The sequence below is a fragment of the Opitutales bacterium genome (assembly GCA_013215165.1).
Taxonomy (GTDB): Bacteria; Verrucomicrobiota; Verrucomicrobiia; order Opitutales; family JABSRG01; genus JABSRG01.
Genome location: JABSRG010000007.1, coordinates 1 through 15,326, shown reverse-complemented (window position 1 = coordinate 15,326; position 15,326 = coordinate 1). Strand labels below are relative to the sequence as shown.

The window sequence follows — 15,326 nt, the reverse complement described above, 5'->3', positions numbered from 1 at the left end:
ACCTCCACTCCAATACCCACCAAAATTGGAGAGCACGCGTTTTGCGTTAGCCAGCATCGCAGAACAGCCCAGATTACGCAAAAATCTCGTGGCCTATTCATATAGCCGAGCACTCGCAAGCACTGTGTCCACGCACGCCGAAGTCATAATTATAAAAATACCAACGGGCCGACAAAACAGCTCCGCTACATATTTTGAGATATAAACTTTATGTGTTTTACTTTTAACGCATATAAATTTTGATATTTGCATATGCATTATTTTGATTACTCAAAATATCTATCATTTATCTATTTCTCCACTCTCTTGGCCACTGCTCAGCCGGCGATCCCAGACACACGAGGCCCCGATGAACTTGAAGCCATGCAGACGGTGACCACCGCAACACGTTCTGAGCGGCTTCTCAATAACGTGCCTATACGCACCGAGCTACTTTCGCCCGAAATTTTTGCCGCCGCGGGCACACCTGATCTTTCCGCTGCCATTGAGTATCTCTCCGGAGCGCGCGTAGAAGCCAACTGCCAAAATTGCGGGACTGCTGAGGTAAAACTCCAGGGTCTCGGCGCGGCTTACAACCAAATCCTATTCGACTCTCAGCCCCTCTTTGGTGGGCTCGCTTCAGTCTACGGTCTGGAACAAATACCTACTGCCTTCATTGATCGCATCGAAGTCGTAAAAGGCGGGGCATCGACCCTTTATGGACCCGGGGCTGTAGCAGGTGTTATCAATATTATACCTCACGAACCTGTGGTAAGCCGAATAGACTTCGAAGCATCCTTTGAGTCTTACGATGGAGAACCCGCCTATCGCGGCTCAGGCGTTCTGGATTGGGTATCTAGCGATCAAAATTACGCGGCAAGTTTTTATAGCGAATATCGCCAAAGTGACGCCGCCGATCTCAACGATGACGGTTTCAGTGACATCACTGACCGCGAGCTGACTACTGTCGGAGGTTACCTCTGGGCCTACCCCATCGACGATGGAAAACTTTCACTGAATTACGCCTACACCGAAGAGGATCGCCGTGGAGGCGACCGCTTCGATCTGGTTCCTCACGAAACACAAATCACCGAAGCCTTAGAACATGCATGGCACCGCGGTGGCATTGCTTGGGATCATCAAGTGAACCCAGATTTCAACTACCGTCTCGCTGCATCGTTCAGTGACATTTCCCGCGACAGCTACTACGGGGGCGTAGGTGTTGAATCTCTACCTGGTCAGCCGAGTTTTGATCCCGTGTCCTATGCCGCTGCCGTAGAAGAAGCTAAACTTCTTTATGGGTTTACTGAGACGACGCGCATCTACTTCGACTCTCTGTTTAGCTATGATTTTGGTGAGCACATCCTCATCTGGGGACTGCAGTATCTGGAAGATGAAGTATTTGACGAAAAGCGCGATGATCTAGGCCAGCCATTGCGCACGGATGGGACGATCGCTGAACGTTCGGGAGAAGATCCTATCGCCGAGGGGGATTTCGATAACCTCGGAATCTACATTCAAAATGAATGGGACCCCACTGACGCCATGACGCTCGTCACCGGTGTACGTGCAGACAAACATTCCGACATCGATGATTGGATTCTATCGCCACGAGCAGCCGTGCGCTATCGCGCTACATCAGACCTCACATTCCGAGCATCGGTTGCCACAGGTTTTCGTGCACCAGAAATTTTCAATGAAGACTTCCATATCGAAATCCTTGATGATCCCACACGCACCCGAAATGTCCCTGGGCTAACGGAGGAGTCATCCACCTCTTGGGGCGCTGGATTCGTGTGGATACCTAGCGCTGCCGACAATAAGCTACAAATCGACGTGGAGTTCTACCGCACCGAAATTGAGGACACCTTTAACGTAAGCGATATCGTATTTACTGACTCAAACGGCGATGCGTTCAAACTGCGAGAAAATGCCGGAGGTTCTGCAGTCCAAGGATTCGAGGCTAATGTCATGTATCGAATCAACGACCAGTTTTGGTTCGATGCTGGTGTAGCCTACAACGATGCGCGATTTGACGAGCGCCAAGAGGTACTCGATGGCATTGTCGAAGATCGCTTTCTCGAGAATCCTGAATGGACGGGTGTCGCTCAGTTGAACTACACCAATCACGAGGTTTTCGATGCCTTTTTAGGCCTCATCTACACCGGCCCCATGGTCGTGCTTGCAGAAGGGGAAGGCAGGCTCAACGAATCGACCGATCATTTCTTCGTCGTCGACTTTTCCATCACCAAACACATCAACATACCCGGCCAGGACTTCCATCTAGACCTAACCGTCGGAGTGCGGAATCTATTCGATGAGCGCCAAGACGACCTTACCTCAGGTCCAGACCGAGACACCACCTACTTCTATGGCCCCCGTTTTCCGCGCAGTTTCTTCGTAAGCGCGCGGATGCATTTTTAGATTCTCCCCAAGCACTCCACACATAATCCCATTAAAGTTAGAGCCGAGCAATAGAAGACTGATCAATAATCCCTTATGTTGGAGCCTTCCCGTCGGCTTGCCATTTTGAGTCTAACCAGAAAAAAAACCCGGCCTCGATTTTCGAGCACGCTTGAAAAAACAGTCACACGTTAGCCAACAGTCCTTTGAAACGTGCGTCTTTGAATAAGCGGCACGCTCTGAAAAGACTAGAAGTCCCCGCCATCTCAATGACATCTAGCAAGTATTTTCTATTTTTATTTGACATCGAAAAAATTTAACAGGGTTTACCGATAGTTATCCTACCGACACTAAAACCTCACGTTATTCACGTCACGAAACGTTATCCTGAAAAGGAGATAAAGGATATGACATCTTTTGATTCTTTGAGCCGCCAATCAGCCGAATTCACGGGCAAATTCTTCAGGCTTATCAACATCAGCGCGCATAATGTTAACGCATTGAATGTGATTATATAAAGTCCCCGTCTGCCTAGCTCTAGGCTCACAGAATAAACCCCAATTTTTGACCCAACTCAACGCACTATATAGATACCCGACCTCAAAAAACCTATGAAAATAAACGTTATTATTAATTCGATCGCTTCCCGCGCCGCGCCTCCGCTCATCGGTTTGTTACTTAAAATGTGTTTGATCGCCTCACTCATAATGGGCAGCCAGGTATCGTCCCAGAACAACGAATTTGACCCTATGGTATCTCAATGGGTCTCCCCCATTCAAGCCGAGGCACCGGGTGGAAAATGGGAGCATCCAGAAAAATCGGCAGATGGTATCCATGCGGCTTATGCACACCTATCAAGAGAAGAATTTAATGCTCAGCGCTACCAACGCGGCAGTTATGCAGTAACCAGCGACAGCCAAAGCTCTGACCAATGGTCTACCTGGCTGGTACAAGAGTTTCCTGATGGAATAAACTCAGACAGGTTGCGACTTGCGTTGGGTTATGAAAAGAAATCGTTAAGTAAGGATAGCTATTCTCTCAATGCTTCAATCGGCCGCTATCAAGGCTGGTTAGATCGAATTGAATTCCAGATTGAAACGAGCCCGACTTCCCAGGGCAACTCTGACTGGCAGCGCGTCGGAGATGATACAACAGACTTTTTGAAGTTTGTTCAGTTGAATGCCTGGAATGATAAGCCCGGTATGTTTGAGCATCCACTCAGCGAAACAAGGCAGATAAAAAGACTCCGCACCCGCGGACGCGCTCCGGGACAATTCAGAGTCGTCTACCACAGCAGCCACTATGAGGACTTTATAGTGCGCCCAGTCGTCTTTGAGACCGCGGTTTTCCATTCAAATAACGCTCCCACACAACCGCAGATCTTAGTCCATGCACCATCAGCAAAGACTGCACGATCATTCTTAGCCCGCGCAGAAATCGTAGATACTGGCGACAAAGCTAGCTGGATACGTGCTAAAATCGGGCATCTAGGAAAAGATCTATTTTATCATCAATGGCTTATAACACCTAAGGCAAATAGAACGGTGTCATTTCATTACGGAAGGAATTTTACAGATGACCCTTTCCTCTATCGGGAGGCGTATATGGCCTGGTACAGAGCAAACTTTTCTGACGCTCAGAATGACCCCACATTACAAAGCTTTTTCACACAATACTATTGGCAGGATAAAAGCCCATCCTCCAGTCCTGACTACGCCCAAAACTATCATGAAAATCCCGAAGGATGGTATTACCAATTCGAGGTAGGCGTATACGACGAAACGCTCGAACAAACAGTAATTATCGCGGAAAGTGAACGGCAGGAATTCAAGTTTGAAGACATAGTCACGGATACTGTGGTTCCCATGTTGGTATTGACTGATACCAATCCGGATTGGCCCCTAGGAACACTCACATCGCATGGAAGATCGTTTGATCCTAGCAAAACAGAGTTACAGACTCTCAACCACCGCGTTGAGAAGCTCGTAGACCAATTTCCAGAAACCGGAGAATCTTTTAATAATGGCAGTGCATTCCTTGCGCTGTCCAATCATCAAGGGCATCCCGTCGACGGCGTTTGGTTATATATACCTTCTCAGACTGACCCAAATAGCCCAAGCGCCTTTGATGTGAGTTTTCAATACTCTACCCGGCTGGATGAATATGGACCTGAAACCGATGTGCGACTATCTGTTGAAAATGATTGGTTATACATACCCATCAACGTTGATACGAGCGAAGGAGAACTGATGTGGGTAAAGCTGAGCATCGCCTCAGCTACCCCTCAACCACTCACTGCATTTAATATTAATGAGGTTCTTTTCTCTATCCGACCTCCGGTGGTTCCTCCGATCGAATTAGACCTGGATTTTGTTGATCTCGTAGCTGGGGAAACCTACCTTTCCACGGAACTTTCGCCACTGGCCATATCGGTTTCAGGCTTGGACCCAGACTCTGGTGTTTCAATTGATACCCTTACACTGAGTGTAGACGGGGTGCTTGTCGCGAGCGCCACGTCTCCATTTAATAGCTTTGATTGGGACCCTCAAGTCGGTGAACGCACACTCACCACGATAGCCACCCTATCGAATGGGCAGGTCTTCGAAGAAAGTATTAGCATCACCATCGAGGCACCCGTGAGCGGCGAACCAGAGGATCCCTTTGGCATGACGATCTTGCGCCCCGAACTTGCCCAAGGAGCACCGGGCATGGAAGCCACACCGTATCGACGCTTGAGAGAGCCCATGGACTTCGGTGAACTGGTGGGCGATCCCGTCCGCCTAAAAGATGGCGCATTCCTGGCAGCACAGCCCATCATGGCACTCGGGGGAGCGGGCATTCCCATAAATATTGTTCTCAGTTATACCTCGCGCTCACAAGTGTATGGTCAATCCAGCAATTCGATCGGCCAGGAGGGCTGGATTGTCTCCTACGACATGTGCCTTAAAGAAAATTATTTCGGAGACGTCGACTTTTGGCAGGAAGACGGCCAAGTCTACCGCTTCAACTCAAATGACAACGGCACCTATGTTAAGCCCCGGGGAGCCATGGTGACTCTGCTAGATCTGGGGGACAGGTGGGTCATGAATTTCCGCGATGGAAATACCCTGAGGTTTGATGAGGAAGGTGTGCTCTACGAGGTGGAAGACCGCTTGGGCAACCGGATTCAAATCTCATTCGACCCTTTGACTGGAATCAAGACCTACAAAAACAACAGAACCGACCAGGCTATCGAATTGGTTCACAAAAAAATCACCCGAGCCGATGGCTCCTCCGCCTGGCGCCTGAGCACAGTATGCGATGCCACAGCTAATCGTCTAGCAGACGACCCCACGCCACTGCGTTCAGCACGCATCATCTACAATGGAGCGGGACAACTCACCGGCATCTCCGATGCATCTGGACGGCTCACTACATTCACTTACGGCCCCGATGGCTTCCTAGTCGGACGCCGAGACCAGGAGGACACCGGTGTCGACATTACTTATCTCACGGCCTCAGAGGATCTGTTTCGTCGCGTCTCCCAGGAGACGCTCACCAATGGAAATTCCATCTCTTACGACTGGCAGGATGCAGCCGGCAGACTAGTCGTCAGTTATGAGTCAGAAGGAGAAACACGCGATATGACGTATGCTTTCGACATCGACGACTCAGGACTCAATACGGGGCGTGTTGCTCAACGTTACGTTCCAAAGGGCGGCCTCCAACCCGAGCGCAGGGTGTCGCTCAACACATACAATGAGAATTTCCAGCTCTCTTCCATTTCTAACGTGTTTACAGGCGCATCCATGGAGATGGACTATAATCTTGCCAACGGCGATCTCGACGGCGTCGAGCGCTTCGTCGATGGTAATACGAAAGGAACGATCGATCTAAATCGCGGAAATTTCGGCGCAGTCACTCAGTCGACGCGCAGCGGAGATGACCAACAGCTCTGGCAGGTAAATAATACTTACAACGCTGGTGGATTGCCCATCGAGCGTGAGGGTAATGATGGCAGAAAAACGATCTATACTTATCTGAGTAGCGGACTGCCCAAGACCATGGTGACACCAAATGGCATCAAAACGACATTCGAATATAACGACTTAGGGTTCCCCATTTCATCAAAAGTAGAAGCACCTGGGACTGAAGATGTCGTTGTTGAGACAGAATTCGACTTCCTCGGACGCCCGCTCCAGCAATCCAGCACCACGGGCCTAGTAACGACATGGGAGTATAACGACACCACTTATGAGCTACTCAGCGTAACCTCTGTGCGCGGCCAAGAAGAGCGGCGCACAGAGTATGTCTATGACGACCTCGGCCGACTCGTCGAAATCATCAGTGATCCCGAGGGTGCCGCAGCCACGACCACATTTTCACAATGGTCCCAGGTAGGCATACAAGGGGGATACGTCCCGCTCGAAACGGAATACCCAGATGGAAGTAAGGAGATTCGTGAGTTCAACGCCTTCGGAGACCTGCTTCTATCAAAAAGTCTCAGTGCTGATGGCAAATTCATTGGAACCCGCACCGAATATGACGAGGCAGGCCGTGTCTTAGGTGTATATCAAGTGGCCGAAGATGACTCTGAACGCCAACTCACCCGCTTCGAATATGATGAAATTGGACGCTTAGTCGCAAGTGGGGTTGCCAGTGCACAAGATGACCACTGGTTGATGACTCGGGTAACTATAGATCCGCTTGGCCTCGTCACCGAAAAAATTTTAGAAGTACTCGATGGGAGCGATCAAGTAATCGAGTCTCACTCAGTAGCCACAACCCACGATCTCCTGGATAGACCCGATCAAGTCTCCAACTTTGATGGGACGAGCCGCAGCTACACCTACAATGACGAGCACCTAGCGCTCGAAGAAATCGTTCGCCAAGATGAGATTAAGACGACCATCAGCTACGACCCTGAGTCCCTTTATCCCATCCGCCAAACCTCCGGCAAGAACGAAAGCCAGGTGGTCGGAAACACTCAATATGACACCTTTGGCCGTCAAACCCAAGTTTGGCGCGGTGGCTCAACGACACCAGAATCCGCGGTAGGCCTGGCTTATGACCATTCTAACAGCTTAAACAAGCCATCAGAGGTCACCGACTCTTTCGGACATACCACAAAATTTGAGTATAACATCGAAGGTCAGATTTCTAAAATCACCGACGCTTTGAATCAAGTCACCACATATGAATATGATGGGCTTGGATGGCTCGCAGAAGCCAACCTACCTCTGGGACAACGCACGACATACAGTTACGACTTGGAAAATCGAGAAGTCGTTCTCTCTGACCCAACAGGCACCGAACGCTGGTTGAGGCGCCCCGACGGACAGCTCGCCGAATACACGGACCAAGCCAGTCGTAAAACGATCTATTCCTATGACAAATGGGGCCAATTGATCGAAACTACGATTTTAGTTGATGGAGTGCCTGAATGGAGATCGACCCACGAATATTCACAAAATGGCGCACTCATTGCCGTAAATGACTTCCCCCCGCTGGGACAAGAAACTGGCCGAACGGAGTATGTCTATAATCATCGCGGCCAGATTACAGAACGCACGCGAGACGGCAGGACCCTCACCTACCTCTATGATGACCTCGGTCGACACACAGGGACTCGTTATTGGAATGGAGAAGAAGTCGCGGTCACCAGTCGCTACGACGACGGCAAAGTAGAGACACTATCCTTATTCACATCTCCCGACGACAAGGAAATATCTCCCTCAGAAAGCGCCCATTTCGCTTATGACGACTACGGCACGCCAGTCATGACGCGCACCCTGCTTATCGAGACTGAAAATGAGCAATCAGAGATGGTCGAAGTCGAGACAGCCTTAGTTACGCATCATAAAAGAAATATAAAGGGCGAAACAGAGTCCATTGAACAAAGCATAGACAGAGAAGACAGCGACGATTTCAGCATAGACTACACCTATGATGGCAATGGTCGCATCAGCACCAAGACCAACGACATGGGCACCAGCTCATACATCTATGATGCCCTCAGCCGTCTCAGTACGGAGTTTACACCAGAAATCACCCTCGTCCCGAACGACATTACGTATACCTACAATGGAGCTGGCGACATGACTGCTGTGGAATACGCAGTTGGACCCAACGGAGAGAGCTGGAATATCAGCTCAGGCTCAAGTAGAATCCTTTCAGGAGGCGTTACTTACGACAGAGCTGGAGCAATAACTAGCACTGGAGAAGCCCCATTGAGCAGACAGTTAAATGTAACCTATGAAGGCCTCGAAGCACGCGCGACCTCCGCAGATATCTCCGCTGACGGCAGATATATTGCAATGACCATCGAAGGCGAATACTTCTTCAAAAGCGCTTACGATGCTCAGGGGAGAAAACAAGTCTATCTTTTGGATCAACTTGAAAACCGTTACTATCACGTGTCGGCAACACGGGACGGAAGGCCCCCGAACGGAAATAGCAAAAACGCCCGAGTTTCCTCAGATGGACGATATGTCACATTCATTTCAGAAGCAACGAACCTCAACATCGCTGAAGGTTCTCCCGGCGGCAGCCTCCATCGTTGGGACCGACACACAGGTCTCGTCACCCGCTTCCCAAACACATATTCGCTGCGAACAGAAATCGATGCCAGTGACGATGGTAAACGATCCCTTGTCCAACCTGGCTTCGTCAATGACTACATTGCAGTGCACACCACAGAGGACCGGAAAGTTGCCAACCTTCTCGGCGGATCACCCACGACTCAGACCACTTTTAAAGTAGACCCGCTTGTCAAATTGAGCGACTTCAGTATTTCTTCAGATGGCACGTGGCTCACCACACACGCGGACTTTTTGGATAGGTCACAGTCCAGAAAAGAGAAAGACTTCGGATTCCTCGTCAATCTCGACACGGGAGACCAGTTCACGCTCACCAAAGAGATTGCCGGCCGCCCCGTGCCTGAAACTGACGTTCGCTTTTATGTTGCATCGGCAGTTACCAACTCAGGCGAAGTCTTCGGGCAAACCGATATCTTTGACGACTCTGGTTTCTATGGCGACATGTTCACCAAAGCGGTAAGATACAGCAGCAATGGTACTCAGGCAGAGGTGTTACAAACACCGAGCGGACCTATAGAGCATTTCGACTATTTAAGTATGACTAGCACTCCCGATGGACAATACATTGCCATGAGCACAGCATGGATTGAAAACCCTGATATGCTTGGCCGTGATGACGGTTTCGCTGATGACGTCTATGTCCTTACCCGAGCTGGGGACAACTTATGGATACCGACGGCAGTATCTCTAGACCTAGACCTCGACTACGGAGCCGGCACACGGCCATTTTTTGGCGATGTGGGATCGCAGGTTATCGCACTTTCGCATGATGGCCGGTATGTTGTATATATTGCGGAAGATTTTGGTGATGCCCCTCAAATAAATAACCTCTACATCAACGTAGCAGATCCACGCGCCGAATTGCCAGAGCCTCCGGAGGAAGAACCGGGCGAGTAAGTTAAACAACTTCTATCTTTCCCTTACAGAAAGGAACGAAATGAAGATCAAAGGATGTCTACATGCCTGGCCGACCTTAGCCATGAAGCCAACTCGTACTTCAGCACGATCACTCCTCGTTGTTTTAGTTCTGAATTTGGCGAACCTCTGGGGAAGTCTCGCAGACTCCGAGCCTCTCACTTGCAGTTATGATGCAGCGGGCAGATTGACAGAAACGATGGGGTTTGCTCATACGGCTTACACCTATGATGGTCTTGGATTACTCTCAAAGGAAACTGTTCGCTATGGCAATGAGGCCTCGGTGTTCATCACGATCATTAGCCATTTAGTCATAGATGAGCTTGCGGAGTATCCCCGAGTCGTAGGAGAAGATCGCTACACATATCAGCACGAGTCCGAGCATCAGACCTTGACTCCGGATACGCTCAGTGAGCGCAGAGAGATTCTCTATAACTACGGCCCACTCGGTCTAATTTCGCAGAAGGTCATCCACTACAGCGGAGATGCGTTCGATGAGATTGAATCGGAAGAAATCAGTTTCCCACAGACGGATCACAACGGCTCGATCATGAGCCTCGTCCGCAGCGACGGAAAAACCATCCTCAGCCGCCAATATGACGCCTACGGCAATGTCTCCTATCAAGAAGGCAATGGCTGGACCACACTCGGCTACAACGGTGAGCGCGTAGGAACGGCCGACGGACTCATCTGGATGCGAGCACGGCACTATAATCCGAGATTGAGACGATGGATGCAGCGAGACGATTTTTCCGGTATCCCCGGACGCCCACAGTCTCGCAATCGATACGCCTACGCCGAGGGAGATCCGGTAAACAATATCGATCCCAGTGGAAACGTTGCAATTGTGCCCTTAGCGGTCCTTGGAGTCTTTCTGAGCGGAAGTGCTTTATCCACATACGGATTCATTCGTGCGAGTAACGGACATGCGAAACTTACCAGCATACAGCGGGAATCCTATGGCGGCGGGAAAAACGATTTGGGGCAGCGTGTCTATCCTGTAAACGATTTTATGAGAGCAGCGAACCGTGATATTGAAGTCGGTGTTGCAGCCATGCAGTTAGGCAACGCGCTAACTGACTTAGCAGATTACCGCGGCAAAAGCACAGGAACTCCGATCCATCCTTATAAAGTAAGATCAAGTTCTATACGCCGCCCAACTGCAGCGGGAAGAGACAGACCAAAATTTCCACTAAATTCACAGGATGGTATCTTTGGTATGTTTGGAGAGACAAACAGAGGAGGAGAGGTCATGTTCTTACTTCCATATGAAGGGATAGCACCACCCCTGGTCGATCCAGTCGATAAAAAGGCAATTGTCGGTCACGGAGGGTTACCGTTGCTGATCACAGACGGCTTGGTAAATAAACAAGAATTACAGTTCAACCGACAAGTCCATCCAGATTCAGATTGGTTTCCGTCAAATTCGTATAATCGACAATACCGCGTGCCGCCTAACACGACGGTGACGGTGATGACAAAACATGGAAATACCATCCCATTCTCGCTCATTGATCAAATACGCATTGAAAGCCCCGAACGAGTTGAAGATCTTGATAGCAGTTATATTGGCTCACGCACATACCTCTCTGGCTCAATGATGCCGGATTATCTAGTAAGCCCACTCAGACCTGGCGACCCGGTGAATATGCGAGACTGGGGCTACCCCATGACCGTTCAAAAGCGCACCTCCTTAAGTGCACTTATACGCAGCAATCAAGGCCACATAAGTTTCTATGGCTGCTTATCGGAATGTATCGTCGATGATATAACATATTAGGACGCAGCTTTAGTGTTATACACCGTGTTTCTCGGATTAATCTCAGATAGTCGCTATGCCAACACAGAAGGATATCCAGTCGACAATGTGGATTGCTGTGGCCGATTTGTCGAAACCGTCGGAGCAAGTATTTCAGCAGATGCCCTTAATGATCTCCGGAAAATCGAAATACAGCATAAGATTGAAAATTGTAACACGGATGCTTTCTCTTTCCCGAAAAAAACTCAGTTATTAGATATCGGAAGCGATCGATTTCCAATTAGTGACTATCACCTTTACTCGCCGAAACACAAGGTGGCTGCCAGAGATGGCCTGGATTGCTATAAGAACAGGATTACAAATTTAAATGCTTTAACTACCACTAGTTCAGTCGCCAAGATTTTCACAGGAAAATCAAATCCACGCTCTATTTTATCTCGAAATAAAAGAGCTAGCAACAACTACAAATTAGATTTCCTATCAATACCTATATCAAGTAGCTCCAAAGAGAGTATCGAATATAGGCCTTAACCGTTTACTGGAATTGTGCACCCACTTGGCAACCAATCTTTATTTAAGAATGAAATCCACAGAAATTCCGGAAATAAATCGTCATTGGGCCAGATTTGATGGCAACGTCAAATACATATTTGAGAGGAGATAATTCATCTTATTACTCAAACGTACTTATAAATAAATTAAACCTCATTTTTGAACGCTCACTCGGATAGAAAAAATCGTTAATGAACTCTTCATACGTTCATTTAAATACGCAATTTTGATCACATTTCCGTCGATTGTAGTACATGCTTCGATTTCTAACAACGATCCCCTCACTGCCACATACGACGCAGCTGGTCGACTAATTCAAACTAACGGGTTTGCAGAGACTCACTATCTCTACGACGGCTCCGGATGGCTTTCAAAAGAAGTCGTCAAATATGGTGGAGAAGCCTCTGGGTTCACCACCATCATCAGCCATCTAGTCATCGATGAGCTTGCGGAGTATCCCCGAGTCGTAGGTGAAGATCGCTACACATATCAGCATGAGTCCGAGCATCAGACCTTGACTCCAGATACGCTCCGTGAGCGCAGAGAAATTCTCTATAACTACGGCCCACTCGGTCTAACTGCGCAGAAAGTAATCCATTACAGCGGAGATGCGTTCGATGAGATTGAATCGGAAGAAATCAGTTTCCCACAGACGGATCACAACGGCTCGATCATGAGCCTCGTCCGCAGCGACGGAAAAACCATCCTCAGCCGCCAATATGACGCCTACGGCAATGTCTCCTATCAAGAAGGCAATGGCTGGACCACACTCGGCTACAACGGTGAGCGCGTAGGCACGGCCGACGGACTCATCTGGATGCGAGCACGGCACTACAATCCGATGTTAAGACGATGGATGCAGCGTGACGATTTTCCAGGTTTTTTTGAACGCCCACAATCGCGCAATCGCTATGCTTACGCTGAGGGAGATCCGGTGAACAATATCGATCCCAGTGGAAATGCGATTGGGCATGGAGTCGCTGCCGCAGTATTTGCTGGTGCATCAATTTGGGGCTGGATTAGTGCCGGAGAAGGATTTGATGCCCAGCTGGAACTCACGGAGATGGAAAATACCTATCTCAGGAGAGAAGATGGCATTGAGCGGAGTGCCCATTATTCACCGACTATCCGAAAAAGAATAAATGAACTACGTAGAGAGGTGGAATTTAGAACAGCTTCGGCCCAATTAAGCCAGATCATGACCACCTTGGCTGATAAACCTACGCGAGTTGCCCAGCCAATTTCAGGTCGCTCAGTGCCTAGAACAACTGGAAGAGGAATAACAGGCAATCGGTCAAAGCTCCTCTTCCCTGCCAACCCAAAACTAAAATACTACGACGCCAAGACGCAACACCCCGCGTACAACGACCCCAATGCCTGGCAAGATGCTCCCTATCAATACATAGCACCGAGTAACTTTGTCTATGCTTCACTCGACGACATTGTATATCGAGGCGATCCAGGAGTAGACGCCTTCACAGGTATGGCTAGGGGCTTTCAACCCAGAGGCGACTCAAATGACCTTTTCAAACATGTTCAAGGAAACCAGAATCCACCAAGCGCTTTTGTACCGACAACACACGATCTCGACATTGCCCTGAGATATGTTGCCGGCAGAGCTGATCATGTTTTTGTTATACGTCCACGAAATGGAGCCGACGTCGTTCAAACAATGCGTGGCGTAACGCCAAGTGCGTTTGAGCATGAGGTTGCGATATGGGGGCATGTTTATCCCGAAGATATCTATGGAGTCACCTTTTATCCATTCGGGAAAACAAGATGGTATGCTTGGGAGATAAATCAATTCACCTATTATCCTCATTCGGTAATAAATCCAAAATTCAGACGTAACCCATAAATTGCATTTATTTATTAAATTAACTCATGTTTTTACGCTGCTTAAATTTCAATTTTAAAATTTAATAAGAATGATGATTATCTCTAAATTAGTATTTTAATAAATTTCTTATAGTTCTAGAAACAATCGAATAATTTTTTATCAAAGTAGGATACCAGAACTTGTTTTACAACACTTTTAAATGAGCACAATAAACAGAGCCCTATTCGTGAAGTTAAATTTGATATTTCTGGCCTCCAACATGATATTCATATCACTGGGTGATGCCAATGCCTCATCTCACGATTCAGATGGAATCACAGCCACATATGATGCGACCGGAAGACTTATAAAAACTAATAGATTTGCAAAAACCTCTTATTCATACGATGGCTCGGGATGGCTTTCAAAAGAGGTCGTCAAATATGGTGGAGAAGCTTCGGGGTTTACAACGATCATCAGCCATCTAGTCATCGATTAGCTTGCGGAGTATCCCAGAGTCGTGGGAGAAGATCGCTACACATATCAGCATGAGTCTGAGCATCAGACCTTGACCCCCGATACGCTCCGTGAGCGCAAAGAGATACGCTACGCTTACGGCCCACTCGGCCTGACTGCGCAGAAAGTTACCCATTACAGCGGAGATGCGTTCGATGAGATTGAATCGGAAGAAATCAGTTTCCCACAGGCGGATCACAACGGCTCGATCATGAGCCTCGTCCGCAGCGACGGAGAAACCATCCTCAACCGCCAATATGACGCCTACGGCAACATAACCTATCAAGAAGGCAATGGTTGGACCACACTCGGCTACAACGGTGAGCGCGTAGGCACGGCCGACGGACTCATCTGGATACGCGCGCGGCATTATAATCCGAGATTGAGGCGATGGATGCAGCGGGACGATTTTTCCGGCTTCCCCGAACGTCCCCAGTCGCGAAATCGCTATACCTATGCTGAGGGAGATCCAGTTAACAATATCGATCCGAGTGGAAACGTTGCCATCCTACCCTTAGTAGCGGCAGCAGCCTTCGTCGGCGGCCATGGGCTCGCACTCTACGGTGCCATCACCTCGATCAATGCAGAGATTGAGCTTAATCAAGTGACCCAGGCTGAGGCTTATGGCCCCCAACAACGAATAGAAGAGATACGCCCAGTAGGCGATATGAGGAGTGCAGCTTATTCAAGTAATGCGAATGCTCGCATCCATGAGGCTCAAAAAAACTATCACAGCCATCCCATAAGACCTGATGGCGGAGATCAAACCTGAGTATTGATGGGCTGTAGCGGTTGATCGTGTCTA

6 protein-coding genes are annotated in these 15,326 nt (G+C 48.8%); all 6 read left to right on the top strand.

Features of this window, described 5'->3' with window-relative positions; all coding sequences use genetic code 11:
* Window positions 1–252 precede the first annotated feature (252 nt).
* Complete coding sequence (locus tag HRU10_01900) at window positions 253–2,403, top strand: TonB-dependent receptor (GenBank protein NRA25985.1); 2,151 nt, start codon at window positions 253–255, stop codon at window positions 2,401–2,403.
* Window positions 2,404–2,993: 590 nt separating this feature from the next.
* On the top strand, window positions 2,994–9,857 hold the full coding sequence (locus HRU10_01895) for an RHS repeat protein (GenBank protein ID NRA25984.1): 6,864 nt from the start codon (window positions 2,994–2,996) through the stop codon (window positions 9,855–9,857).
* A 40-nt stretch (window positions 9,858–9,897) separates the two neighbouring features.
* Window positions 9,898–11,655, top strand: a complete 1,758-nt coding sequence (locus HRU10_01890; protein ID NRA25983.1) for a hypothetical protein — start codon at window positions 9,898–9,900, stop codon at window positions 11,653–11,655.
* A gap of 757 nt (window positions 11,656–12,412) precedes the next feature.
* A complete protein-coding gene (locus tag HRU10_01885) occupies window positions 12,413–14,044 on the top strand; it encodes a hypothetical protein (protein NRA25982.1) in 1,632 nt (543 codons plus the stop codon).
* Window positions 14,045–14,285: 241 nt separating this feature from the next.
* Window positions 14,286–14,504 (top strand): hypothetical protein, encoded by a 219-nt coding sequence (locus HRU10_01880; protein ID NRA25981.1) that lies wholly within the window; start codon window positions 14,286–14,288, stop codon window positions 14,502–14,504.
* 21 nt (window positions 14,505–14,525) lie between these two features.
* Window positions 14,526–15,293 (top strand): RHS repeat-associated core domain-containing protein, encoded by a 768-nt coding sequence (locus tag HRU10_01875; GenBank protein NRA25980.1) that lies wholly within the window; start codon window positions 14,526–14,528, stop codon window positions 15,291–15,293.
* Window positions 15,294–15,326: the final 33 nt, after the last annotated feature.